Annotated in this window: 23 protein-coding genes; 9 read left to right on the forward strand and 14 right to left on the reverse strand. The window is 70.8% G+C overall.

What is annotated here, in order from left to right:
• Window positions 1-117 precede the first annotated feature (117 nt).
• The 5 genes from ACFWM2_RS30600 to argC all read right to left on the reverse strand — a co-directional run bounded on the left by ACFWM2_RS30600 (window position 118) and on the right by argC (window position 5067).
• Window positions 118-654 carry an arginine repressor gene (locus ACFWM2_RS30600; protein WP_383286674.1) on the reverse strand — a complete coding sequence of 179 codons (537 nt, stop codon included), beginning with the start codon at window positions 652-654 and terminating at the stop codon, window positions 118-120.
• A gap of 7 nt (window positions 655-661) precedes the next feature.
• Window positions 662-1870 carry an acetylornithine transaminase gene (locus tag ACFWM2_RS30605; RefSeq protein WP_383286676.1) on the reverse strand — a complete coding sequence of 403 codons (1209 nt, stop codon included), beginning with the start codon at window positions 1868-1870 and terminating at the stop codon, window positions 662-664.
• A complete protein-coding gene (gene argB, locus ACFWM2_RS30610; RefSeq protein WP_383286678.1) occupies window positions 1867-2775 on the reverse strand; it encodes an acetylglutamate kinase in 909 nt (302 codons plus the stop codon). The genes ACFWM2_RS30605 and argB overlap by 4 nt, the downstream gene beginning before the upstream one ends.
• Window positions 2772-3923 (reverse strand): bifunctional glutamate N-acetyltransferase/amino-acid acetyltransferase ArgJ, encoded by a 1152-nt coding sequence (argJ, locus tag ACFWM2_RS30615; protein ID WP_383286680.1) that lies wholly within the window; start codon window positions 3921-3923, stop codon window positions 2772-2774. Before argJ ends, argB begins: the two co-directional genes overlap by 4 nt.
• 115 nt (window positions 3924-4038) lie before the next feature.
• Complete coding sequence (argC, locus tag ACFWM2_RS30620; RefSeq protein ID WP_383286682.1) at window positions 4039-5067, reverse strand: N-acetyl-gamma-glutamyl-phosphate reductase; 1029 nt, start codon at window positions 5065-5067, stop codon at window positions 4039-4041.
• 154 nt (window positions 5068-5221) lie between these two features.
• Between argC and ACFWM2_RS30625 the strand changes: the two genes are divergently transcribed.
• Window positions 5222-5401 carry a hypothetical protein gene (locus tag ACFWM2_RS30625; RefSeq protein ID WP_383286684.1) on the forward strand — a complete coding sequence of 60 codons (180 nt, stop codon included), beginning with the start codon at window positions 5222-5224 and terminating at the stop codon, window positions 5399-5401.
• Window positions 5402-5546: 145 nt separating this feature from the next.
• Here ACFWM2_RS30625 and ACFWM2_RS30630 read toward each other — a convergent pair whose 3' ends face one another.
• Window positions 5547-6719, reverse strand: a complete 1173-nt coding sequence (locus ACFWM2_RS30630; RefSeq protein WP_383286686.1) for an epoxide hydrolase — start codon at window positions 6717-6719, stop codon at window positions 5547-5549.
• Window positions 6720-6800: 81 nt separating this feature from the next.
• Between ACFWM2_RS30630 and ACFWM2_RS30635 the strand changes: the two genes are divergently transcribed.
• On the forward strand, window positions 6801-7376 hold the full coding sequence (locus ACFWM2_RS30635) for a CGNR zinc finger domain-containing protein (RefSeq protein ID WP_383286688.1): 576 nt from the start codon (window positions 6801-6803) through the stop codon (window positions 7374-7376).
• Window positions 7377-7585: 209 nt separating this feature from the next.
• Here the strand turns inward: ACFWM2_RS30635 and ACFWM2_RS30640 are convergent, their stop codons facing one another.
• Window positions 7586-8398: a sigma factor gene (locus tag ACFWM2_RS30640; RefSeq protein ID WP_383286992.1), complete on the reverse strand. Its 813-nt coding sequence runs from the start codon at window positions 8396-8398 to the stop codon at window positions 7586-7588.
• A gap of 185 nt (window positions 8399-8583) precedes the next feature.
• Between ACFWM2_RS30640 and ACFWM2_RS30645 the strand changes: the two genes are divergently transcribed.
• Window positions 8584-9357, forward strand: a complete 774-nt coding sequence (locus ACFWM2_RS30645; RefSeq protein ID WP_383286690.1) for an SDR family oxidoreductase — start codon at window positions 8584-8586, stop codon at window positions 9355-9357.
• A gap of 260 nt (window positions 9358-9617) precedes the next feature.
• Window positions 9618-10031, forward strand: coding sequence for a carboxymuconolactone decarboxylase family protein (locus ACFWM2_RS30650; RefSeq protein ID WP_383286692.1), 414 nt, complete (start codon window positions 9618-9620; stop codon window positions 10029-10031).
• Here the strand turns inward: ACFWM2_RS30650 and ACFWM2_RS30655 are convergent.
• On the reverse strand, window positions 10018-12495 hold the full coding sequence (locus tag ACFWM2_RS30655) for an alpha-L-arabinofuranosidase C-terminal domain-containing protein (RefSeq protein WP_383286694.1): 2478 nt from the start codon (window positions 12493-12495) through the stop codon (window positions 10018-10020). The two genes, ACFWM2_RS30650 and ACFWM2_RS30655, sit on opposite strands and share 14 nt — an antisense overlap.
• A 143-nt stretch (window positions 12496-12638) precedes the next feature.
• Between ACFWM2_RS30655 and ACFWM2_RS30660 the strand changes: the two genes are divergently transcribed.
• Window positions 12639-13145, forward strand: a complete 507-nt coding sequence (locus ACFWM2_RS30660; protein ID WP_383286696.1) for a DUF6314 family protein — start codon at window positions 12639-12641, stop codon at window positions 13143-13145.
• Here the strand turns inward: ACFWM2_RS30660 and ACFWM2_RS30665 are convergent.
• Together ACFWM2_RS30665 and ACFWM2_RS30670 are read right to left on the reverse strand one after the other, a co-directional pair.
• A complete protein-coding gene (locus tag ACFWM2_RS30665) occupies window positions 13142-13726 on the reverse strand; it encodes a histidine phosphatase family protein (RefSeq protein WP_383286698.1) in 585 nt (194 codons plus the stop codon). The two genes, ACFWM2_RS30660 and ACFWM2_RS30665, sit on opposite strands and share 4 nt — an antisense overlap.
• A 346-nt stretch (window positions 13727-14072) precedes the next feature.
• Window positions 14073-15509, reverse strand: coding sequence for a PLP-dependent aminotransferase family protein (locus tag ACFWM2_RS30670; protein ID WP_383286700.1), 1437 nt, complete (start codon window positions 15507-15509; stop codon window positions 14073-14075).
• Between ACFWM2_RS30670 and ACFWM2_RS30675 the strand changes: the two genes are divergently transcribed.
• Entirely contained in the window at window positions 15508-16521 is a 1014-nt protein-coding gene (locus ACFWM2_RS30675) for a DMT family transporter (protein WP_383286702.1), read from the forward strand. The genes ACFWM2_RS30670 and ACFWM2_RS30675 overlap by 2 nt on opposite strands.
• A gap of 92 nt (window positions 16522-16613) precedes the next feature.
• Entirely contained in the window at window positions 16614-16808 is a 195-nt protein-coding gene (locus ACFWM2_RS30680; protein ID WP_383286704.1) for a DUF1918 domain-containing protein, read from the forward strand.
• A gap of 104 nt (window positions 16809-16912) precedes the next feature.
• Here ACFWM2_RS30680 and ACFWM2_RS30685 read toward each other — a convergent pair whose 3' ends face one another.
• Window positions 16913-18172, reverse strand: coding sequence for a glycoside hydrolase family 10 protein (locus ACFWM2_RS30685; RefSeq protein ID WP_383286706.1), 1260 nt, complete (start codon window positions 18170-18172; stop codon window positions 16913-16915).
• Window positions 18173-18320: 148 nt separating this feature from the next.
• Between ACFWM2_RS30685 and ACFWM2_RS30690 the strand changes: the two genes are divergently transcribed.
• On the forward strand, window positions 18321-19199 hold the full coding sequence (locus ACFWM2_RS30690) for a 3-hydroxybutyryl-CoA dehydrogenase (protein WP_383286708.1): 879 nt from the start codon (window positions 18321-18323) through the stop codon (window positions 19197-19199).
• Window positions 19200-19405: 206 nt separating this feature from the next.
• Window positions 19406-19663 (forward strand): hypothetical protein, encoded by a 258-nt coding sequence (locus tag ACFWM2_RS30695; RefSeq protein WP_383286710.1) that lies wholly within the window; start codon window positions 19406-19408, stop codon window positions 19661-19663.
• Window positions 19664-19689: 26 nt separating this feature from the next.
• Here the strand turns inward: ACFWM2_RS30695 and ACFWM2_RS30700 are convergent, their stop codons facing one another.
• From ACFWM2_RS30700 to ACFWM2_RS30710, 3 genes are all read right to left on the reverse strand, one after another.
• The gene (locus tag ACFWM2_RS30700) at window positions 19690-20235 is read right to left on the reverse strand and encodes an NUDIX hydrolase (RefSeq protein ID WP_358854678.1); all 546 of its coding nucleotides are present in this window, start codon (window positions 20233-20235) and stop codon (window positions 19690-19692) included.
• Between the two features lie 254 nt (window positions 20236-20489).
• Window positions 20490-21830 (reverse strand): transcriptional regulator, encoded by a 1341-nt coding sequence (locus tag ACFWM2_RS30705; protein ID WP_383286712.1) that lies wholly within the window; start codon window positions 21828-21830, stop codon window positions 20490-20492.
• 266 nt (window positions 21831-22096) lie between these two features.
• Window positions 22097-23287, reverse strand: coding sequence for a PP2C family protein-serine/threonine phosphatase (locus tag ACFWM2_RS30710; protein WP_383286713.1), 1191 nt, complete (start codon window positions 23285-23287; stop codon window positions 22097-22099).
• Window positions 23288-23289: the final 2 nt, after the last annotated feature.

Genomic DNA, 23289 nt, shown 5'->3' on the forward strand with positions numbered 1-23289 from the left:
GGGGGTCTTGTGTGAGTCGGGGGGAGACACCAGGGAACCGTGGGGGGGTGGGGGGGGGGGGGAGAGGGGGGGGGGGTCCCCCCCCGGCCGTCCCCCCCCCCTCCACTCACGTATGCCTCAATGATTGTTCTGAGCCAGCCGCAGCAAGTGATCGGCGAGCGCCTGACCCCCCGCGGGTTCGCGGCTGATCAGCAGCAGCGTGTCGTCCCCGGCGATCGTGCCGAGGATGTCGTGCAGCTCCGCCTGGTCGATCGCCGAGGCGAGGAACTGCGCGGCACCCGGCGGCGTCCGCAGGACCACGAGGTTCGCGGAGGCCTCCGCGGAGATCAGCAGCTCCGCCGAGAGCCGCCGCATCCGCTCCTCCTTGGCCGACTCCCCCAGCGGCACGCGCGGGGTGCGGAAGCCGCCCTCGCTCGGTACCGCGTAGATCAGGTCGCCGTCGTTGTTGCGGATCTTGACCGCGTTCAGCTCGTCCAGGTCCCGGGAGAGCGTCGCCTGGGTGACGGTCAGCCCGTCGTCGGCGAGGAGCTTCGCCAACTGGCTCTGGGAGCGCACCGGTTGCCGGTTGAGGATGTCCACGATCCGGCGGTGGCGTGCGGTGCGGGTCTGCGGCACGGCAGGCCCCGCGTGCTCGTGATCCTGCGCCTGACTCATCGTCGTCTCATTCCCCGGATCGTCCTTCCCCGTGCACTGCGTCGAGGACGCCGGGAAGGGCCCGGAGGAACGCGTCCACCTCGTCGTCGCCGAGGTTCAGCGGCGGCATCAGCCGTACGACATCGGGGGCGGGCGCGTTGACCAGGAGGCCGGCGTCCTGAGCCGCCTGCTGCGCCTGGGGCGCGAGCGGCTCGGTGAGCACGATACCCAGCAGCAGGCCCGCACCCCTGACATGGTCGATCAACGGGTGCCCGAGTGACTCGATTCCGTCCCGCAACTTCTCGCTGGTGCGCTTGACGTTCTCCAGCAGGCCCTCGGACGCGATCGTGTCGAGCACGGCGAGTCCGGCGGCGCACACGACGGGGTTGCCGCCGAAGGTCGTGCCGTGGTGACCCGGCTTCAGGAGTTCCGCGGCCCGCCCGAAGGCGACGGTCGCACCGAGCGGCAGTCCGCCGCCGAGGCCCTTGGCGAGCGTGACGACGTCCGGCAGGACGCCTTCGTGGGCCTGGTACTCGAACCAGTGTCCGGTACGGCCGATCCCGGTCTGCACCTCATCGAGGACGAGCAGGGCGCCGGTGGCGGCGGTGATCGCGCGGGCGGCCTTGAGATAGCCCGGCGGCGGCACGACCACGCCGTTCTCGCCCTGGATCGGCTCGATGATCACCAGCGCGGTGTCCTCGGTGACCACCTCGGCCAGGGCCTGCGCGTCGCCGTACGGGACATGCGTGACGTCACCGGGCAGTGGCAGGAACGGGTCCCGCTTGCCGGGCTGGCCGGTGAGCGCGAGGGCGCCCATGGTCCGGCCGTGGAAGCCGCCCTCGGTCGCCACCATGTGCTTGCGGCCGGTGAGCCGTCCGATCTTGAAGGCACCCTCGCCGGCCTCGGCGCCCGAGTTGCAGAAGTACACCCGGCCGTCGCGGCCGAAGAGCTGGAGCAGCCGTTCGGCGAGCGCCACGGGCGGCTCGGCGACGAAGAGGTTGGAGACATGGCCGAGGGCGGCGATCTGCCGGCTGACGGCCTCGACGATCGCGGGATGGCCGTGCCCGAGCGCGTTGACCGCGATCCCGCCGACGAAGTCGAGGTACTCGTTGCCGTCCGCGTCCCACAGCCGGGTGCCCTCGCCGCGGACGAGGGGCAGGCGCGGGGTGCCGTAGTTGTCCATCAGCGAGCCCTGCCAGCGCTCGGTGAGCTCTGCGTTGGTCGCGGTCCCGGTCACGCGTCCCCCTCGGTCGTCTCGTCCGGCACGACCATCGTGCCGATCCCTTCGTCGGTGAAGATCTCCAGCAGGATCGAGTGCTGGACCCGGCCGTCGATGACCCGGGCGGTGGTGACGCCGTTGCGGACGGCGTGCAGACAGCCCTCCATCTTCGGCACCATGCCGCTGGCCAGCTCGGGCAGCAGCTTCTCCAGCTGGCTCGCGGTGAGCCGGCTGATGACCTCGTCGGAGTTCGGCCAGTCCTCGTAGAGGCCCTCGACGTCCGTGAGGACCATCAGGGTTTCGGCACCCAGCGCCGCAGCGAGTGCCGCAGCCGCCGTATCAGCATTGACGTTGTAGACATGTCCGTCGTCCTGGGAGCGGGCGATCGAGGAGACGACCGGGATACGGCCGTCGGAGAGCAGAGCCTCGATGGCGCCTGTGTCGATTGCGGTGATCTCGCCGACCCGGCCGATGTCGACCAGTTCGCCGTCGATCTCGGGCCGGTGCTTGGTGGCGGTGATGGTGTGCGCGTCCTCGCCGGTCATGCCGACGGCGAGCGGCCCGTGCTGGTTGAGCAGCCCGACCAGCTCGCGCTGCACCTGCCCGGCCAGCACCATGCGTACGACGTCCATGGCGTCCTCGGTGGTGACCCTGAGGCCCGCCTTGAACTCGCTGACGATGCCGTGCCGGTCGAGGGCGGCGCTGATCTGCGGTCCGCCGCCGTGCACGACGACGGGCTTCAGGCCGGCGTGGTGCAGGAAGACGATGTCCTGGGCGAACGCGGCCTTCAGCCCCTCGTCGATCATGGCGTTCCCGCCGAACTTGACGACGACGGTCTTGCCGCGGTGCCGGGTCAGCCAGGGCAGCGCCTCGATGAGGATCTGCGCCTTGGGGAGCGCGGTGTGCTTACGAGTAGTGCTCATGACGAGTACGCGCTGTTCTCGTGGACGTAGTCGGCGGTGAGGTCGTTGGTCCAGATCGTGGCGGTCTCGGAGCCGGCGGCGAGGTCGGCGACGATGTGGACCTCGCGGTAGCGCATGTCGACGAGCTCGCGGTCCTCACCGACGCTGCCGTTCTTGCAGACCCAGACGCCGTTGATGGCGACGTTCAGCTGGTCCGGCTCGAAGGCGGCCTGTGTGGTGCCGATCGCCGAGAGGACCCGGCCCCAGTTGGGGTCCTCGCCGTGGATGGCGCACTTGAGGAGGTTGTTCCTGGCGATGGAGCGGCCGACCTCGACCGCGTCGTCCTCGCTCGCGGCGTTGACGACCTCGACCTTGATGTCCTTGCCGGCGCCCTCGGCGTCCCGGATGAGCTGCTGCCCGAGGTCGTCGCAGACCGCGCGTACGGCCTCCGCGAACTCCTCGTAGCCGGGGGTGACTTCGGCGGCGCCGGAGGCGAGCAGCAGCACGGTGTCGTTGGTGGACATGCAGCCGTCGGAGTCGACGCGGTCGAAGGTGGTGCGGGTGGCGGCGCGCAGGGCCTTGTCCAGTACGTCGCTCTCGACGTCGGCGTCCGTCGTCAGGACCACGAGCATGGTGGCGAGGCCGGGGGCGAGCATGCCGGCACCCTTGGCCATGCCGCCGACGGTCCAGCCGTCGCCGGTGACCACGGAGGTCTTGTGGACGCTGTCGGTGGTCTTGATGGCGATGGCGGCCTTCTCGCCGCCGTGCCCGGAGAGGCGCGCGGCGGCCTGCTCGACTCCCGGCAGCAGCTTGTCCATCGGCAGCAGTACGCCGATGAGTCCCGTCGAGGCCACGGCGACGTCGCCCGCGTTCACGTCGAGGGTCTCGGCGACCTTCTCGGCGGTGGCGTGCGTGTCCTGGAAGCCCTGGGGTCCCGTACAGGCGTTGGCCCCACCGGAGTTGAGGACGACGGCCGAGACGAGACCGTCCTTGAGGACCTGCTCGGACCAGAGCACCGGCGCGGCCTTCACGCGGTTGGAGGTGAAGACGCCCGCGGCGGCGAGGCGGGGCCCGTTGTTGACCACGAGGGCCAGGTCCGGGTTGCCGTTCTCCTTGATGCCTGCTGCGATGCCGGAGGCGGTGAAGCCCTTGGCAGCGGTGACGCTCACTGTGTCTCCTTGTTCGCTTCTTCGCCCGTGCAGCGAAGAGGTGCGGCCTTCGTGGTGGTCTGCAGCCCGGTGGCTGCGCCTGCTCCCCCAGCTACCGCTGGGCGGTACCCCCGGCTCACGGTGCGACTCCGATCGTGGAAAGACCCTGCTCCTCGGGAAGCCCGAGGGCGATGTTCATGCTCTGGACGGCACCGCCCGCGGTGCCCTTGGTGAGGTTGTCAATGGCGCTGATCGCGATGATGCGGTGCGCGGCGGCGTCGTACGCGACCTGGACCTGAACGGCGTTGGAACCGTGGACGGACGCCGTGGCGGGCCACTGTCCCTCCGGCAGCAGGTGCACGAACGGCTCGTCCGCGAACGCCTTCTCGTACGCGGCCCGTACGGACTCGGCGGTGACGCCTTCCCTGGCCTTCGCGCTGCACGTGGCGAGGATGCCGCGGGGCATCGGGGCGAGCGTCGGAGTGAAGGAGACGGTGACGGGCTCGCCGGCCGCCGCGCCGAGGTTCTGGATCATCTCGGGGGTGTGCCGGTGGCCGCCGCCGACGCCGTACGGGGACATGGAGCCCATGACCTCGCTGCCGAGCAGATGCGCCTTGGGCGACTTGCCGGCGCCCGAGGTGCCGGAGGCGGCGACGATCACGGCCTCGGGCTCGGCGAGCCCGGCCGCGTACGCGGGGAAGAGCGCCAGCGAGGCGGCCGTCGGGTAGCAACCGGGCACCGCGACGTGCTTGGACCCCTCCAGCGCGGCACGGGCACCCGGCAGTTCAGGAAGGCCGTACGGCCAGGTCCCGGCGTGCGCGGAGCCGTAGAACTTCTCCCAGTCGGCCGGGTCCTTCAGCCGGAAGTCGGCGCCCATGTCGACGACGAGGACCTCGGTGCCCAGCTGCTCGGCGACGGCGGCGGACTGCCCGTGGGGCAGCGCGAGGAACACGACGTCGTGCCCGGCGAGCACCTCGGCGGTGGTCTCCCGCAGGACGCGGTCGGCGAGCGGCAGCAGATGCGGCTGCAGCGCGCCCAGGCGCTGACCCGCGTTCGAGTTGCCCGTCAAGGCGCCGATCTCGACCTCGGGATGCACCAGAAGCAGCCGCAACAGCTCTCCACCCGCATATCCACTCGCCCCGGCCACTGCCACACGTACCGCCATGGAACCCTCCTCCTGATGGCATGACTATACGTTTCTCTGCACGTTTATGCAATGCGGCAGGGGGCGCGGAGGCGGCACCTGTGACCGTCTGCTGGCCGATCCGGGATATGGCGCACGTACCGGTGCTGTCGTCCCGCCCGATGCGGGGGTTCCGGTGGCGGGCGAACAGCGGCATCGCCCCGGGCTTGAGGGCATGGCCTCAACGGGCAGGAAGCATGCCTACGAGTCGTTGGAGGAGATGCGCTTGCTGGTCGCGCTGGACCTCCTGAGGGCATCGGAGGTGCTGTCGCAGCCGTTCCGGCTGGGCTTCGAGCATGCGGGCGGGCAGGCCTGACATATCCCGGACTTTGCCCAGGCCTGTCTACGAGCCGCGCCCTGTCCGACCACGTTCTGCCGTCTCGATGAACTCGGACTGGGAGCCGTCGGGCAACGCCTTGAGCCGGATCAGGCGGTGATCGAGTGCCGGCACCCAGCCGCGTTCACCGATTGGCCGCCAGCACGGCCGCGAGGCCCTCTTGCAGGTCTTTGACGAAATACTCGGGGACCTCCAGCGACGGGAAATGTCCCCCGGATTCGGGCGACCTCCAGCGGACGATCTGGCGGTACCGCTCCTGTGCCCAGGTGCGCGGGCTCTTCTCGACGTCGCGGGGGTACATAGTGATCGCCGATGGGACGTCGACCCGAAGTTCGGGGTCGAGCGAGTTGTGGCTTTCGTAGTAAATGCGGGCCGACGATGCGCCCGTCCGCGTCAGCCAATACAGGGTGACGTCGTCAAGAATGCGGTCCCTGGAAATCGTCTCGAACGGACTGTCCTCGGTGTCCGACCACTCGGCAAACTTGTCGAGGATCCAGGCAAGCAGCCCGACCGGTGAGTCGACGAGTGAGTAGCCGATGGTCTGCGGCCGGGTCGCCTGCTGCTTCGCGTACGCCGCGCGGTGGCGCCAGAAATCGCGGGTTTCCTCGGTCCACCGGTGCTCGACCGCCGTCAGCCCGTCCGTCGTCAACCCGGGCGGCGCCTCCGCGAACGTGGTGTGAATGCCGAGAACGTGCGCCGGGAACCTGCCGCCGAGGACCGTGGTGATATTGCCGCCCCAGTCGCCGCCGTGGGCTACGAACCGGCTGTAGCCGAGCCTTCCCATCAGTTCGACCCATGCGGCCGCGATCTTTTCGGTTCCCCACCCGGTGGTGGCCGGCTTGTCGCTGTATCCGAAGCCCGGCAGCGACGGCACCACGACGTGGAACGCCGGCGCGTCCGCATCCTTCGGATCCGCCAACTCGTCCACCACATCGGTGAACTCGGCGATGCTGCCCGGCCAGCCGTGCGTCAAGATCAGAGGAGTGGCATCCGCGCGCACGGATCGGCGGTGCAGGAAGTGGATTCCCAGACCATCAATGGTCGTGCGGAACTGACCGATCCGGTCAAGACGCCTTTCGAAAGGCCGCCAGTCGTACCCGGTGCGCCAGTAGTTCACGACATCGACGAGGTCGGCGAGAGGAACGCCCTGCTCCCACCGGCGGGAGCCGGGCGCGGCGCCATGAACCGTCTCAGCCTCCGGCAGTCGCGCCGCGGCCAGTCGCGCACGCAGATCGTCGAGGTCGGCGTCGGTTGCGTGGGCTTCAAATGCTTGCACGTCGCTGGTCGGACGGGGCATGAGACCTCCTGGCTTCGCGGAACCGGCTAAGACGGTTCTAACAGTTCTCCGAGCCACGACGCAACCAGCTAAGGTGGTTCCATGCGTGCTGGCTTCCCTGACTTCCGCCTCGGTTCGGTGCTGGCGACCAGCTTCACGGGGACCCTGTCGGAGCGTCATGGCGATGCCGTGGAGCGCATTCCCACGCCGCAGCGACTCGTCGACTGGCTGGCGGTGTACGGCCTCGCCGTGGACTCCTGCACCACCGCCCAGCTCGACCTCGCCCGGGAACTGAGGGAGTCGATTCACGCCGCCGCGACAGCAGCCGCGATCCAGGATGTTCTCCCCGCACCTGCCGTCCACGTCATCAATAACCGCAGCGCTCAGGGTCGGGCCGCGGCCATCCTGACGCCCGAGGGCAAGCGGCAGTGGCAGCTCGGCTCGGCTTCCTGCGTGGAAGACGCCCTCAGCGTGATCGCCGCCGACGCGATCAGCATCATCTCGGGCGAACGAGACGGAAAACTGGCCCTGTGTGCCTCTCCGACCTGCCAAGCAGCCTTCTTCGACACCAGCCAGAGCCGCACCCGCAAATGGTGCGACATGAACACGTGCGGCAATCGTCAGAAGAAGGCGCGCTTCAATGCCAACCAGCGCAGAAACCCCGGCCCAGCGGAGTGATCGTTACCTCGGCGCAGCCAAGTGGGTCCCACGCCTACGGCACATCTGCCGCGTTGGGTGCAGTCCAACGGCACCACTGAGAGCCATCCGTCGCCTTCGAGCAACGTCCACTCCTCTACGAAGAGCAGATCTGAGGCCCGCCCCCCGCACGCAACCGCGAGAACATCACGCACCTGATCGAGACCTGGGCATGTGCTGACGCCATGCGGTCAGGCGTCGAGTACCGCGAGGGCGAGGCGGCGTAGGTGGGGCGGTTCGGCGATGACCTCGATCTCGGTGATGTGGCCGTCGGTGATGGTGAAGGCGAGGACCAGGGCGAGTCGGCCGTGGCGGGCCATGGCGAGGCCGACGGCTCCGTCGACCAGGGCCACGCCGGTGAACTGGGCGCGTTCCACGGCGGCCATCGCACCCTTGGCCACGGCGTGCGCGCCGCTGACACGGATGGGCTCGGGGGTGGGGATGACGGCCTTGTCGGCCCGGAGCACCACACCGGGGTGGAGCAGGGAGACCAGCGCGTCGAAGTTCCCGCCGCGGGTGGCGGCCAGGAAGGCGTCGACGACCTCGCGCTGCCGGGCGAGATCGGCGGCGGGCACCGCGCCGCCGCCCTTGACCCGGCGGCGGGCCCGGCCGGCGAGCTGCCGCGTCGCGGCGGCGGAACGCTCGATCATCGGGGCGATGTCGTCGAAGGGCACCGCGAACATGTCGTGCAGCACGAAGGCGAGGCGTTCGGCGGGCGCCAGGGTGTCGAGCACCACGAGCATCGCGTGCCCGACCGAGTCGGCCAGCTCCGCTTCCTGGACCGGGTCGCTCCCCGACTCCGGGCCCATGATCGGGTCCGACACCAGCGGGTCGAGCGGGTCCTCCCGCCGGTGGTCGCGCGAGCGCAGCATGTTCAGGCACACGCGCGCCACGACCGTGGTCAGCCAGCCGCCGAGGTTCTCCACGCCCTCGGTGCCGGCGCGGCTCGCGCGCAGCCAGGCCTCCTGAAGGGCGTCGTCGGCCTCGCTGAGGGAGCCGAGCATCCGGTACGCGACGGCCCGCAGATGGGACCGCTGTTCCTCGAACCTCTCCGTCAGCGACGTCAGCGATGCGTTCTCGTCCACGTGTCACATTCCTTCGTCGCCGGGTGTCAGAACAGTAGATCGACACAACGCGGCCGAAGAAGCCGGGAGCACGACTCCCGGATCTGACGAAACGAGGAATTGCCATGACGACCTCCCCCATCCTGGTCACCGGCGGCACGGGCAACCTGGGCCGCCACGTCGTCCCCCTGCTGCGGGCGGCCGGCTGCCAGGTCCGGGTCCTGAGCCGGAAGGGCGGCACGCCGGCCGACGGCGTCGAGCATTTCGCCGTCGACCTGCTCCGGGGCGAGGGCCTCGAGCCCGCCCTGGCAGGAGTCGAGACGGTGCTGCATCTGGCGGGCGGCACCAAGGGCGACGACCAGGTGACGCAGAACCTGGTGCGGGCCGCCCGGCAGGCCGGGGTGAAGCACCTGGTGTACATCTCCGTCATCGGGGCGGACACGATGCCGATCGGCTGGTTCAGGACGCAGCTGGCGGCGGAACAGGCCGTAACGGAATCCGGCATCCCGTGGACGATGCTGCGGGCGGCCCAGTTCCACGACATCGTGCTGATGATGGCCGAGAAGATGGCCAGGATGCCCGTCATCCCCGTCCCGGGCGGTCTGCAGTTCCAGCCGGTCGACTCGCGTGAAGTGGCCGCCCGTCTGGTGGAGTTGACGCTGGAGGGGCCGGCCGGTCTGGTGCCCGACCTGACCGGGCCGACGGTGTACCCGATGGGCGACCTCCTCCGCAGCTACCTGGGCGCGCGCGGCAAGCGCCGTCCGCTGATGCCGGTGCGGATGCCCGGAAAGGCCGGCAAGGCCTACCGCGCCGGTGAGAACCTCGCCCTCACGGGCACCGACACCGGCAACCGGACCTGGGAGGAGTTCCTCACCGAGAGGGTGAGCGCCGGCAAGTGAGCACCGGAACACCTCGCCTTGGAGCGCGCTCCAAGTTCTACGGTTCAGTCGTGGCGACTCCGGTGATGGCGACCGGCGTCACCGCAGGCGTGGCGACTCCGGTGATGACAACCGGCGTCACCGCGCCCCCGCCCGGCGAACCGCACCCGGAAGCGCATCCGGAAGCGGATCCGCCGTGCCGTCACCCGACCTGGACAGCACGACCGACCCCTGTACGGCTGCCCGCCCCGGCGCGGGCGGCCGGGAACGGACGACCCCACATGAGCGAGCCCACCACCCGCGAAGAGCGCTTCGAGAAAGGCCTGGAGGTCCTTCGGGGCATCGACAACCAGGCCGGACAGCGGGTCATCGACTCGCTGACCGACATCAACCCCGAACTGGCCCACCAGATCGTCGCCTGGGGCTTCGGCGAGATCTACTCACGGCCCGGACTGGCCGCGCGCGACCGCCAGTTGATGACCCTCGGCATGCTGACCGCGCTCGGCGGCTGCGAGCCCCAGCTCGAGGTGCACATCAACACCTCCCTCAACGTGGGCCTCACACCGGAGGAGATCGTCGAGGCCCTGCTGCACTCCGCGGGCTACTGCGGCATGCCGAAGGCGATCAACGCCACCCTGGTCGCGAAGAAGGTGTTCGCCGAGCGCGGTCTGCTGCCGGTGTCTACCGCGCCCTGATCCTCAGGAACGTCACCGAGTTCGCCGGGAAGGTGTACGTGAACCGGTCGGCGACCCCGGCGAAGGTCGAGGTGACCGGCGAGACGGCCGTGTCCGTCTCGCTGTTCACCGCGTCGGGCGCGGCGGCGAGCGTGGTCACCTTCGCCTTCGGTGAGACCCTGGCCCCGCCCAGATCGACGGCCGTACGCGCGTCCGCCGACTGGGCGTTGACGACCTTGACGATCAGTTCACCGGTCCGCGCGTCCCGCGTGACGACCTGCCGGAACGGCTCGGCCGGCCTGTCGTCGGTGAAGCTCCCCCACTCCTTGCCGTCGAGGGAGAGGGTCACCTGCCGTCCGCGCACCTTGATGCCGATGTCGTAGGCGCGACCCGTCTCGATCGAACCGGCCTTGGAGAGCAGGGTCGACTTGCCGCCGTCCACAGCCTGTTCGACGGCCGAGGCGGTGTTGTTCCAGCCGCCCAGGTTCCACCAGTAGTAGCTGCCGGTGTCCTTGACGCCGAAGGCGACGAGGAAGCCCTCCTTGCCGGACCTCTTGGTGGCCTTCACATGCAGGTCGTAGTCGTGCCAGGCCGGGTCGCCCGCCGAGACCATGGTGTTGGTGGCGGCCTCGTCGGTCTGCACGTACTGACCGTCCTGGACGCTCCAGCTGCCGGTGCCCGTGTGGGTCCATCGCCCGGTGCCCCCGCTGAAGTCGTCGTCGAGCAGCGCGGTGCCGTCCGCGCCGGTGACCCTGACATCGTCGTACGCGGCCGTGGTGGCCCAGGTCGACAGGCCGACCGCGCCCGAAATGGGGCCGCTCACCGAGGGGGTCGAGCTCGCGGTGCTGGGCACCACCCGGTCCCCGGCATTGGTCATGAAGAGCTTCTGCACCTCGTAGTCGGCGGACCCCCAGGAGGCGTGGTTGTTGAACCAGATCATGTCGGGCCGCCACTGCACGTAGTCCTCGTTGGCGAGCAGCGGGGCGTACGAGGCGAGTTTCACCACGTCCGCGTTGCGTTCCAGGCCGGTCATGTACGCGGCTTCGGCGAGGGCGTTCCCGAAGGTGTTGCCGCCGGACGCGTACTCGCCGAGGAAGACCTTGGGGCCGTTCCTGTCGTACGCGTCGTAGCGGTCGTTGTGCTGCAGGAACCACTGCGGGCTGTTGTAGTAGTGCTCGTCGACCATGTCGACGTCCGCGTCCCGGTTCAGCTTCCAGGACGCGTCGAAGGTCGAACCGCTGTCGTCGGGGCCGGAGTTGGAGATGACGGTGACGTCCGGGTACGCGGCCGCGATGGCCGCGCGGAACTCCTTGAAGCGGGCGAAGAACTCCGCGGGCAGGTTCTCCTCGTTGCCGACCTCGAGGTGCGTGAGGTGGAAGGGCGCGGGGTGACCCATGGCCGCCCGCTGCTTCCCCCACCGGCTCGATGCGGGCCCGTTGGCGAACTCGATGAGGTCGAGCGTGTCCCGGATGTGCCGCTTCAGCAGCGCGTCGTCGTCGACGGCCCTGTTCTGGCCGCAGCCGGTGACCAGCGCGGGCACGACGGGCAGCGGCATCGCGCCGATGTCCTCGGCGAACTGGAAGTACTCGTAGTAGCCGAGGCCGTAACTCTGGTTGTAGCCCCAGAAGTTGGAGTTCGTCGCCCGCTGCTCGACGGGACCGATGGTGTCCTTCCACTGGTAGGAGCGTCGGCGTTCGTAGCCCGAGGCCTCGTCGTACGCCTTCATGCTGCCGGTGTTGACCAGGCAGCCGCCCGGGAAGCGCACGAAGCCCGGACGGAGGGCGGCGATCTTCTCGGCGAGGTCCTTGCGCAGGCCGTGACCCCGGTAGGTGTCCCGCGGAAGCAGCGAGATCATGTCGAGCGCCACGGGATCGTCGGCGGTGACGGTGAGGCGGCCGGTCGTGCTGCCGCGGCTCGCGGTGAACTTCGCCGTGTACTGGGACCAGCCGCCCCGGGTGGCGACGCGGCGGGCCGGCGCGAGTGTGCCGTCCGCGTCGTGCAGTGTCACCGTCAGGGACGACCCGGCACCGGTGCGGGCCCGGACCGAGAAGTCGTACGTGCGGCCGCTCTCGACCCGCATGCCCGTGTTGTAGCCGGAGTTGGTGACCGATGAACCGGCACCCAGGGCGAGATAGGTGCGGTTGCGGGCGTTGAGGCGACCGTCGTCGTCGACGGCCCGTGCGGCTCCGGAGGTGCTCCAGGAGGTGAGCGGGGTGTACGAGGCGTTGTCCGCGCTCGTGTACTCGAACGACCGGTTCTGGACGAGCTCCGGGTAGAGCCCGCCGTCCGCCGCCCGGTTGATGTCCTCGAAGAACACGCCGTACATCGTGTCGTCGATGGTCGCGCCAGAGCCCTTCGGGTCGACGCTGATCGTGTAGTCGGTGACGTCGGCGGCGGCGTTCGCGGGCCCGGGCACGACGGCCGAGGCCACCAGGAGCGCGGCGGCGGTGAGACCGAGTCTCCAGCGGGTGCGGGTGGGTGACATGGACGCTCCACGATTCCCTAGTTGTTCGAAATATCAGACACTGATCTGTACTTCGAACGGCAAGATAGGGAGGGGGCAAGGGCGCGTCAATGGATCGCGCAGCATCCGGCGCCATGGCCGGCCCAGAGCGGAGAGCGGACGAAGTGCGAGACGGGACGGGCGAGTTCAGGCCGGTGGCCGATGTGCTCGGCTATCTGGCCGGAAGCTGGCGGGTGGAGCGGGAGGTGAAGGACCTGGCGTCCGGCGCCGCGGGCCGCTTCACGGGCACGACGGTCTTCTCGCCCCTCGAGGACGGCGGCGACGGCCTCCTCCACCAGGAGTCCGGCATGTTCGACTGGCAGGGCACGCCCCGGCCCGCGGAACGGACGCTGTGGTTCCTGCCGGGGGAACGTCCGGGCACCGCGGCCGTACGGTTCGCCGACGGCCGCCCCTTCCACGACCTGGACCTCACGACCGGGCGTCACGTCGCCGACCATCCGTGCGTGGCGGACCTCTACCGGGGCGAGTTCACCGTCCGGGACGCCGACCACTGGCGCACGGTGTGGCGCGTGGGCGGCCCCGCCAAGGACCTGGTCCTCACGACCGACTACGCACGCGTGCGCATCGCCGCTCCGGCGAGTCGGCCCCGGAGTCCGCGCGACAGGCCCTAGACGTGCCCCGACCCGGCCTCCAGACGCAGGTTCCAGCGCCCGTTGTGCCCGGTGAGGGTGGCCGTCGACAGGGGGCGCACGTCGATGTTCCAGTACGAGGTCGGCTGGGCCTTCAGGGCGTAGACGAGCGCGGCCCGCACCACGGAGGGTTCGGCGACGGCGACGATCCGGCTGCCGTCGTCGGCGGGCCGGGTGTCGAGCCAGGCGCCCACCCGGGAGATGAACGACATCAGGGACTCACCGCCATGCGGAGCGGAGCGCGGATCGGACAGCCAGGCGTCCACGGCCTCGGGTTCGCGCGCCATCGCCTCGCCGAGCGTGAAGCCGCGCCAGCGCCCCATGTCGCAGTCGCGCAGAGCGAGCTGGACGAGCGGCGCGTAGCCGAGCCCGTCCCCGGTGGCCCTGCTGCGCGGGGTCGGTGAGCAGTAGCGCAGTTCTGCCGCCGACAGCGGCACCAGTTCATGTGCGACGCGCTGCACCTCGTGCCAGCCGGCCTGATCCAGCGGCCGGTCGTCCTCGAAGCGCTCCGCGAGCAACGAGGAGCTGCGCGCGGCAGCGACGAAGGTGACCCGAAGATGCATGCGGCGATGGTGATCCGCGAAACAGCGCAGGTCAAGAGGGGTAACTCAGGGTACCCAAGGAGTCACGCGCACCGCCCGGGGCCAACGGCCCCACGGGTCGTCGAGACCCGGCGTCCGGCGCTCACCCGACGCTGCGCGCGGCCCGGTAACCGCGTCACCACGGCATCGCGGCATCGCGGCATCGCGGCATCGCGGCATCGCGGCATCGCGGCATCGCGGCATCGCGGCATCCTGCCTGACCGAGCCCCGGCCTCGGTCGCCCGAGACGGTCGGCATCCCCTGGTCCGCCGGTCCGGCGCCGACCACCGCGAGCCGACCCTTCGCCACACCCGGCGTTCCGGTGCCGTCACCCCAGGACCTCGTCGCAGGCGACCCGCAACCGCCGTACCCCCTCCGTGATCTCACTCGTCCCCGCGACGGCCGCGAAGCTCAACCGGACGTGGCCGGCGGGTGGTTCGGCGCTGAAGTACGGGCGGCCGGGAGCGACGGCCACGCCCGCGCGCAGGGCGGCCGCGACCAGCGCCGACTCGTCCGTGCCGTCGGGCAGCCGCAGCCAGAGGAGGTAGCCGCCGGACGGGATGTGAGGCAGGGCGAGTTCGGGCAGGTGGCGGCGGAGCGCGGTCGCCATCGTGTCGCGGCGGTTCTTCAACTCGGTCGCGACGGACCGCAGATGGCGCGGCCACGCGGGTGAGCCGACGAGTTCGAGTGCGGCTTCCTGCAAGGGGCGTGGCACGAAGAAGGTGTCGACGACCTGGATGGCGCGCAGCCGCTCCAGCACCGGGCCGCGGGCCGCGAGCGCCCCCACCCGGAAGCTGGGCGACGTCGCCTTGGTCAGCGAGCCGACGTGTACGACGACTCCGTCGGGATCGTCCGCGGCGAGCGGACGCGGCAGCGGCCCGGCGTCCTCGTGCACGAGCCGCCGTACGAAGTCGTCCTCCACGACGAACGCGCCCGCGGCCTGGGCGATCCGGAGCACCTCGCCCCGGCGCTCGGGGGTGAGCACGGCGCCCGTCGGGTTCTGGAACAGGGGCTGGCAGACGAACACCCGGGCGCCGGTCGCCTTGAAGGCGTCGGCGAGCAGGGCGGGCTTCACCCCGTCCGGATCCACCGGCACCGGCACGGGCCGCAGACCGGCCGACCGGGCGATCGCCAGCATGCCCGGGTACGTGGGCGACTCGACGAGAACCGGCGCACCGGGCGGTGCGAGCGCCCGCAGGGCGGTCGTCAACGCGGACTGACCGCCCGCGGTGACCAGGACCTCGGCCGCGGAGGTCGCGCCGCCGATGCCCCGGGCGAACCACTCCCGCAGCTCGGCGAGCCCCTCCATCGGCGGCCGCCCCCAGACGCCGGGCCGGCGTCCCGCGCGGGACAGCGCCGCGCCCATCGCACGCTCCGGCTGCAACGAGGGGTGCAGATAACCGCCGTTGAACTCGATCACGCCCGGCGCGGGTGCGGCCAGCGAGACGAGCACGCCGGACGCGTCGACCGTGCGCGGCACGCCCTCGGCGGTGGCGTCCGCGCTCAGTGCCACCTCCTGCCAGGCGGTGTCCCCGATGGCGGGGGGAGCCGTACGGGCCTCGGCCCGGAAGGCCCCGGACCCGGGCCGCGTCACCACCAGCCCCTCGGCGACCAGCTGCGCGAGGGCCCGCGACACCGTCACCGGACTCACCCGGAACCGCTCGACCAGGGCCCGACTCGACGGCAGCTTTCCACCTGCCGAGTAGCGGTTGAGCTCGCCCCGCAGCCGATTCGCCAGTTCATCGACACTGCTACGCTCTTGCATGAGAGCACAGGATAGCGCTACTGCCTCGACCGGGATAGCGGTCAACACCCCGGGCGACACCGCCCGGACCGCCGAGCACGCCCTCCGCGCGGAGACCGGGCCCGACGTCCGCACACAGGCCGGCACCACCGGCCGCCCGAGGCGAGCCGCCGCGGCCGGCACTGCCGGCACCCTCCAAGCCGCCCTCGGTGTCGCCGCCTTCTCGCTCACCTTCCCCGCCACCGCCTGGGGCCTGGAGGGCTTCGGGCCCTGGTCGCTGGTGGCCGTGCGCAGTGTGCTGGCGGCGGTGATCGCGGGTGGCTGTCTGCTGGCGCTGCGCGTGCGACTGCCCGCCCGCGAGCACTGGGCGGGGCTCGCCGTGGTGGCCGCAGGTGTCGTCCTCGGCTTCCCGCTGCTGACGACGCTCGCGCTGGAGACGGCCACCACCTCCCACGCGGCCGTGGTGGTGGGGCTGTTGCCGCTGACGACCGCGCTCCTCTCGGCGCTCCGCACCGGGGTGCGGCCCTCCCGTGCCTTCTGGGCCGCCGCGCTCACGGGCGCCGCGGCGGTCATCGCGTTCACGGTGCAGCAGAGCGGCGGCGCCCTCACCGGCGCGGACGCGTATCTCTTCGGGGCGCTGCTGGTCTGCGCCGCCGGTTACACCGAGGGGGGCCGGCTGGCCCGGGTCATGCCCGGCTGGCAGGTCATCGGCTGGGCGCTGGTCCTGTGCCTGCCCCTGTCGCTGCCCGGCGCGCTGGCCGCGCTGTCGTACGAGCCGGCGCGGCTGACGGCGCACAGTGTGACGGGACTCCTGTGGGTGGCGGCCGGTTCGCAGTTCCTCGGTCTGGTCGTCTGGTACCGCGGCATGGCGGCGATCGGCGTTCCGAAGGCCAGCCAGTTGCAGCTGGCGCAGCCGCTGCTCACACTGGTGTGGTCGGTGCTGCTCCTTGGTGAGCACCTCACACCGGCCGCACCCCTGACGGCCGCTGCCGTGCTGGTCTGCATCGCCGTCACCCAGCGAACGCGGGGCTGAGGGACCCGCACGGACCGGGCCAACCGGCGTCTCCAGCCGTAGAATCGTGGCCACCGACCGCTGTTCCCGCACGTGATGAGGAGGCCCTCCAGATGCGTGCAACCGTGGGCGACCAGCTTGTGCAGCACGGCAGGATTGTCGGACAGCACGACAAGGTCGCAGAGATCACCGAAGTCATGGGGGCGGAGGGCACACCCCCCTACCGTGTGCGCTTCCAGGACGGGCACGAGGCCGTGATGTCCCCGGGCCCCGACTCGGAAATCCGCCACCGGGAGAACCTGGGCTAAGGCCCGTCGGATCAGCCTGTAACCGCCGGGCCCCGCGACCGGACGTCCGCCGGGTCCGGGCGGTCACCGCGACCGGACATCCCGCCGGGACCGGACGCGCGGGCTCAGCGCGGTGTTCTCACCGGCTTCCCGTAGTGGTCGGCGACCACGCGCGCCATCGCGCCGATCCGGTCCACGCCCACTTCCTTGGCCGAGAAGAAGACGTGCCCGCGCACCTGCGGAAAGTCGGCGGCGAAGGTGAGATGCCGGGACAGTTCGGCCGGGTCCTGCCAGGCCGCGGGCTGCGCGGGATCGCCGGCCTTGTAGAGCGCCTCCCCCACGTACAGCCGGACGCCGGTGCCCTCGGCCACCTTCGCCCACCAGGGCACCAGCTTCGCGTAGTCCGCGGCGGCGAAGCCGATGTTCCAGTACACCTGCGGGCAGATGTAGTCGATCCAGCCCTCCCGCACCCACTTCCGGGTGTCCGCGTACAGATCGTCGTACGTCTGCACACCGGCGCGGGTGTCGGAGCCGAGCGGGTCGGTCGCCGCGTTGCGCCACACCGCGAACGGGCTGATGCCGAAGCGGACCGAGGGGCGGACCTTCTTGATGCGGGCGGCCGTCTCCAGCACCAGCCGGTCGATGTTGTACCGGCGCCAGGCCGCCCGGTCCGGGAAGCCGTCGCCGTGGGCCGCGTACGCCGCGTCGTCGTCGAAGACCTGGCCCGCGACGGGATACGGGTAGAAGTAGTCGTCCCAGTGCACGGCGTCGATCCTGTACTTGCGCACCGCGTCGAGCATCGCGTCCTGCACGAAGGCACGGACCTCGGGCAGCCCCGGGTTGTAGTAGAGCTTGCCGCCGTACGGCACGACCCAGTCGGGGTGCAGCCGTGCCGGATGGGAGGCGACGAGCCTGGTGGGGTCGGTGTGGTTGGCGATCCGGTAGGGGTTGAACCAGGCGTGCAGCTCCAGGCCCCGCGCGTGGGCCTCCCTGACCGCCGTACCGAGCGGATCCCAGCCGGGGTCCTGTCCCTGGACGCCGGTGAGGTACTGCGACCACGGTTCGTACGGCGAGGGCCACAGCGCGTCGGCCGTGGGGCGCACCTGGAAGACCACGGCGTTGAGGCGACGGCGGACCGCCGTGTCGAGATGGGCGAGGAGTTCGGCCCGCTGCTCGGCGGCGGTCAGTCCGGTCCGCGAGGGCCAGTCCCGGTTGGTGACGGTCGCCAGCCACATGCCGCGCAGGGCGCGCGTCGGCCGGTGCCGGCCCGTCGCACCGGCGGCTCCTGCCACGCCCGGTGCCGCCACCGCGTCGCCCGCCATCGTGAGCCCCGACAGCGTCGCCACAGCGGCCACCGCGAACGCCCGACGTGACACCCGCCCCATCTGCCCACCCCCATACGCTGCGGATCCGCGCCGTCACGGATCGTCTCCCCGCACAGCATGCCCGACCCGCACGATCGATCACCGGGACTTCGGAGGTAACGTGCACGATCGGAGCAGGCACCGAACAACGGGGATCCTGCCAAGCCCGATGATCAGCGAAAGGGACGATGTGACCGACATCGAACGCGTCGGAGTGGTGGGCTGCGGCCAGATGGGAGCGGGCATCGCCGAGGTGTGCGCCCGTGCCGGCCTTGACGTCAAGGTCGCCGAAACCACCGGCGAGGCGTTGGAGATTGGCCGTACCCGCCTTTTCAACTCCCTCTCGAAGGCGGCCGAGCGCGGAAAGATCTCCGCGGACGAGCTCCAGGCCACCCAGGACCGGCTGAGCTTCACCACCGACCTCGGCGAGTTCGCCGACCGGGATCTGGTGATCGAGGCCGTTGTCGAGAACGAGCAGGTCAAGACCGAGATCTTCCAGGTGCTCGACCAGGTCGTGACCCGGCAGGACGCGATTCTCGCCTCCAACACCTCCTCGATCCCGCTGGTGAAGCTGGCCGTCGCGACCTCGCGCCCGGACCAGGTCATCGGCATCCACTTCTTCAACCCGGCCCCGGTGCAGAAGCTCGTCGAGCTGATCCCGGCGCTCACCACCTCCGAGGGCACCCTCAGCCGGGCGCAGTCCCTCGTCGAGAAGATCCTCGGCAAGCACGCGATCCGCGCCCAGGACCGCTCGGGCTTCGTGGTGAACGCGCTGCTGATCCCGTATCTCCTGTCGGCGATCCGGATGTTCGAATCGGGCATCGCGAGCCGCGAGGACATCGACAACGGCATGGAGTTGGGCTGCGCCCACCCGATGGGCCCGCTCAAGCTGTCCGACCTGATCGGCCTGGACACCGTGGCCTCGGTCGCGTACTCGATGTACGAGGAGTACAAGGAGCCGCTGTACGCCGCTCCCCCGCTGCTCCAGCGCATGGTGGACGCCGGCCGCCTCGGCCGGAAGTCCGGCTCTGGCTTCTACAGCTACTGAGTGCGCGGCAGTTACTGACTACCCAGCGTAAAACCTGGGCGTGCGCGGGCCCGGCACTCTTTCGAGAGCCGGGCCCGCGCCATTCACACACCGTGTGCGCGCCGGGCCCGCATATGCCCCTCGCACACGCTCCCCACGCGCCCACCAGGCGAGTTGACTTTCCGTGCGCAGTAAGGGATGTGACGACTACGGAAAGGAGCGGACACGTGACCGCCGACCCCGAGCATCCCGTGGTCCAGGGGGAACTCGCAGAGTTACGCCGCCGCCTCGATGTGGCGCATGCCCGCGTCGAGGGAGGGCTGGCTCTGCTCAGTCACCGCGCCGAACAGACCACCAAGGAGGTCGACGATCTGAGCGCACGGATCGTCGCCATGGAGCACACCCGCTGGCCGCTGCCCGCGGTCGCGGCCATCGCGGCCGTGGGCGCACTGGCCGTGGCGGTCTGGCAGGCTCTCGGCCATTAGGCCCCAGGACGCCGGGGGGGGGGAGATCAGGGCACAGCGTCCTGCCCGAGCCTCAAGTGGTGCAGGAGGAGCAGCGCGGCCGCCATGTTGGCGGCCGGGACCTCGCCGCGGGCGACCATGTCGGGAACGAGTTTCAAGGGAACCCATTCCCGGCGGTCCGACTCGAAATCGTCCACGGGGTGTCCGATGTACGTGCCTTCGTCGGCCCAGTAGATGTGGTGCCTGGCGTCGGTGAGCCCGTTGCAGGGCTCGACGCTCATCAGACGACGCAGCGGGCCCGGCCGCCAGCCGGTCTCCTCCTCGAGTTCGCGGGCCGCCGCGACGGCGATGTCCTCGCCGTCCTCGACGACGCCCGCCGCGAGCTCCCATCCCCAGCTGTCGGTGATGAAGCGGTGCCGCCACAGAAGCAGCACCTCATTGGCCTCATTCACCACAGTTGCCACGGCGACGGGCCGCAGCCGTATTAAGAAGTGATCGAGGTGCCGACCGTCCGGCAGCTCGACATCCGCGAGATTGACGCTGAACCAGCGGTTTTCATACACAGTTTGTTCGTTCTGTTTCGTCCACTGCACGGTTCTGCCACCTTCCGCCGAGTAGATGGCAATATCGCAGCAGGAGCGTCCAGACAGCAGCTCACGGCAGTCCGCTCACAGCGCAGCGGCAGGCGCAGTGTTCCGGGCAATCGGGGGCACAGTGGTCGGGCGGAGACGGGCGCGGTCCGTTCCGGGGCCGGACGGGGCGTGTCTCCCGGTCCCCCGGAGACGCTGCCCCGCGGAGGCCCCGCCGATGCCTACGGCCGTACGCGCGGGGCCCGCCGACCGGCTGCCTACAGCGGTACGCGCAGTGCCCCGTCGATCAGTTCGGCGGCCGCCGCCGTGCCGGCGCAGCCGCTGGCCACCAGGTGTTCGCGTACCGCCCGCAGTCTGTCGCGCAGTCGCTGGGACTCCATCCCCCGTGCCTGCTCGGCCATTTGGACCGCGGTCGCCACCGCCTTGTCGGCGTTGCCCTGACGCAGTTCGATCTGGCTGAGCATGGCGAGCCGGTGCACCCGCCCCCGGTCGTGCGCCGGCGTGTCCACGGCGGCCGCCGCATGCTCGGCCGCGGCCACCAGGTCCCCGAGACTGAGCAGCGCCTCCGCCACCTGTACGTTGACGAGGCCCGGTTGGACATAGCCGGTCTCATCGGGCTCGTAACCGCGCCGGATGCGCTCGGCGGCCTGCTCGGCACGCCGGATGCAGGACAGGGCGCTGCTGCCGTCGCCGAGGTGTGCGTACGCCTTGGCCTGCATCGCGTAGAGGTCGGAGGCGAGCGCCGGAGTGATGTGCCGCCCCGCGGCACGCAGTGCGGCCTCCGCGAACGCGACCGCCTGCCGGTACTCGCGCATGAACAGCGACTGGTTGACCAGGAGCGCTATGACGTACGCGCCAAGTCCCCGGTCCCCGCTGGCCTTTGCCAGGCGCAGCGCCTGATGGAAGTAGCGCTGCGCGAGCCCGTGCGCGTCCGAGTCGTAGGCGCAGATGCCCGCGATGGCGACCAACCCACCGGTGGCGCGATGGAGTTGGCGTCCGGTCGCGTCGGTGTAGCCGCCCCGCAGCAGGGGCGCGGTCTCGGAGTTGAGGAAGCCGACGATGCGGGTGCGGGTCGCGATGCCGCCGGCCTTGCGGTACATCTGCTCGTAGTGGGCGCGGGCGGCGCGCAGCATGTCGATGTCGGCCATGCTGACGTGGTGCCGCCCGCCGCGCGAGACGTCGACGTCCTCGGGTGGGTTCTCCCACTCCCACACCGGCATCACGGCCGGCGTGCCGGTGACCGCCGGAGCGCCGAGGATGTGCGGGCGCTGCTGTTCGTCGCAGCGCCACAGCGCGGTGGCCCGTTCGACGAAGCCGGAGAGCGTGGTGCCGTGCGGGGCGGACGGCTCGCCGGGGACGCCGAGGCCGATGTCGTCGAGCGTGACCGACCGGTGGAGGCGTCCCGCGAGTACTTCGCAGATCAGGTCGGGCACCTGGCCGCGGGGGCGCTGCCCCTTCAACCACCGCGCCACGGCGGTGTGTTCGTATCTGAGCGCGAGGCCACGCACCCGCCCCGCCTGGTTGACGTGCGCGGCGAGTCCCGCGTGGGAGATGCCGGCCTCGTCGAGAATCGCGTCGAGCAGGGTGTTGGGCTGCATGAAGGCCCTCCGGTGGCTCGGTGTCGACAGAGTAGTGCGTCCGCCTTCACACGGGGTGTGAAGGGAATGCTCGAATCCGGGCAGTACGCGCGCTGTTGCAGAGCGTTTCGGGCCGGTTGACTGAAATGCCTCGCAAGAGGCCGGCCGGGCCGCCGGCTCCCCCTCGTACAGTGCGGTGGCCCGTTTCCGCGCCGTCCGCCCAGCTGCCTGCCCGACACTCCGTGGCGGGGCGGACGGCGCGTCCGCGCTTCGCGGAGACGCCGGGACTACACGCGGTTCGTCGGCTGCGGGTCCGAGGCGGCCGGCCGCGGTCCCGCGACGGAGCCGCACGGGTCACTGTCCCGCGCGCCCGAAGGGACGTGTGTCCTGCGGTCGTTGCGCAGCACGAGTATGGCGATGTCGTCCGCGAGCGCACCGCGGGTGTGACGCAGCAGCGCGGCGAAGACGGACCTCAGAACGGCCTGGGGCAGGACCACCGGATGCTCACGGAGGGCCTCGGCCAGCGCCGCGGGCAACGGAAAGAACCGGCCACGGCCGTCCCGTGCGTCCTCAGCACCGTCCGTGTACAGGACCAGCGCCTCGCCGGGCAGCAGACGCCCCCCGCTCGTGGTGCGCAGCTCGGCCGGCAGCGGGAAGGGCCCGAGCGGAGGCAGGGGTTCGGCGCGGGTGAGCGGCTCGACCCGGGCGCCGCTGAGCAGATACGGCCACGGATGCCCGCAGTTGAGGGCGCGCACCGCACCGTCCCGGCCGATCTCCAGCAGCAGCACGGTGACGAACTCCTCGGCGACCGGGCTGTCGGGGTTCGGTCCCGCCGAGGGATGCTCGGCCCGGGCCCGCTCGCGCAGATGCCGGCCCAGGGCACGCTCAAGTCTCCTGAGCACACAGCCGAGTTCGGGCTCGTCGTGCACGGCCTCGCGAAAACTGCCGAGGACGGCGGCGACGGTTCCGAGGGCACCGAGTCCGTGGCCGCGGACATCTCCCATGACGACCCGTACGCCGTGCTCGGTGGCGATCACCTCGTACAGATCGCCGCCGACGAGGGCGCCCCGTTCCGCGGAGAGCTGTGCCGCGGCGATGTTCAGCCCGTCGATCCGCGGCGGCAGCGGCCGCAACAGCACGTTCTGGGCGGCGCCCGCGACCTTGCGCATCTGCCGCAGCTCGCGCGCCAGCGCCCTTCTCACATGGAGCAGCAGCCCCGTCCCCACCGCGAAGAAGACGGCGCTGGTGACGATCCGGGCGCCGAGCCCGTTCTGCTGCGCGAGCGGACAGGCCATCTTGTACGTGACGGCGGTCGCGCCCCAGACGGCAGGCAGCCCTGTCGAGAGCGCACGCCGGAAGCGCCGGGGGTCCTTGCGTCGGCCGCGGCGGATCCCCCGGGCCACGACAGCCCCGATCCTTCCGCGGGGATGCGCTCGGGTCCTCGCCCTGCAGGGAAGCCCAGCCTTGATACGGATCATGC

The sequence above is a fragment of the Streptomyces sp. NPDC058371 genome (assembly GCF_042723265.1).
GTDB lineage: Bacteria > Actinomycetota > Actinomycetes > Streptomycetales > Streptomycetaceae > Streptomyces.

Excerpts from the sequence above, each read along its gene's own strand:
- ACFWM2_RS30655 (WP_383286694.1), bottom strand. The coding sequence starts at position 12,495 with ATGTCACCCACCCGCACCCGCTGGAGACTCGGTCTCACCGCCGCCGCG.
- ACFWM2_RS30635 (WP_383286688.1), top strand. The coding sequence starts at position 6,801 with ATGCGTGCTGGCTTCCCTGACTTCCGCCTCGGTTCGGTGCTGGCGACC.
- ACFWM2_RS30710 (WP_383286713.1), bottom strand. The coding sequence starts at position 23,287 with ATGATCCGTATCAAGGCTGGGCTTCCCTGCAGGGCGAGGACCCGAGCG.
- ACFWM2_RS30675 (WP_383286702.1), top strand. The coding sequence starts at position 15,508 with ATGAGAGCACAGGATAGCGCTACTGCCTCGACCGGGATAGCGGTCAAC.
- ACFWM2_RS30650 (WP_383286692.1), top strand. The coding sequence starts at position 9,618 with ATGAGCGAGCCCACCACCCGCGAAGAGCGCTTCGAGAAAGGCCTGGAG.
- ACFWM2_RS30705 (WP_383286712.1), bottom strand. The coding sequence starts at position 21,830 with ATGCAGCCCAACACCCTGCTCGACGCGATTCTCGACGAGGCCGGCATC.
- argC (WP_383286682.1), bottom strand. The coding sequence starts at position 5,067 with ATGGCGGTACGTGTGGCAGTGGCCGGGGCGAGTGGATATGCGGGTGGA.
- ACFWM2_RS30685 (WP_383286706.1), bottom strand. The coding sequence starts at position 18,172 with ATGGGGCGGGTGTCACGTCGGGCGTTCGCGGTGGCCGCTGTGGCGACG.
- argB (WP_383286678.1), bottom strand. The coding sequence starts at position 2,775 with ATGAGCACTACTCGTAAGCACACCGCGCTCCCCAAGGCGCAGATCCTC.
- ACFWM2_RS30600 (WP_383286674.1), bottom strand. The coding sequence starts at position 654 with ATGAGTCAGGCGCAGGATCACGAGCACGCGGGGCCTGCCGTGCCGCAG.
- ACFWM2_RS30680 (WP_383286704.1), top strand. The coding sequence starts at position 16,614 with ATGCGTGCAACCGTGGGCGACCAGCTTGTGCAGCACGGCAGGATTGTC.
- ACFWM2_RS30690 (WP_383286708.1), top strand. The coding sequence starts at position 18,321 with ATGATCAGCGAAAGGGACGATGTGACCGACATCGAACGCGTCGGAGTG.
- ACFWM2_RS30630 (WP_383286686.1), bottom strand. The coding sequence starts at position 6,719 with ATGCCCCGTCCGACCAGCGACGTGCAAGCATTTGAAGCCCACGCAACC.
- ACFWM2_RS30640 (WP_383286992.1), bottom strand. The coding sequence starts at position 8,398 with ATGCTCGGCTCCCTCAGCGAGGCCGACGACGCCCTTCAGGAGGCCTGG.
- ACFWM2_RS30665 (WP_383286698.1), bottom strand. The coding sequence starts at position 13,726 with ATGCATCTTCGGGTCACCTTCGTCGCTGCCGCGCGCAGCTCCTCGTTG.
- ACFWM2_RS30645 (WP_383286690.1), top strand. The coding sequence starts at position 8,584 with ATGACGACCTCCCCCATCCTGGTCACCGGCGGCACGGGCAACCTGGGC.
- ACFWM2_RS30670 (WP_383286700.1), bottom strand. The coding sequence starts at position 15,509 with ATGCAAGAGCGTAGCAGTGTCGATGAACTGGCGAATCGGCTGCGGGGC.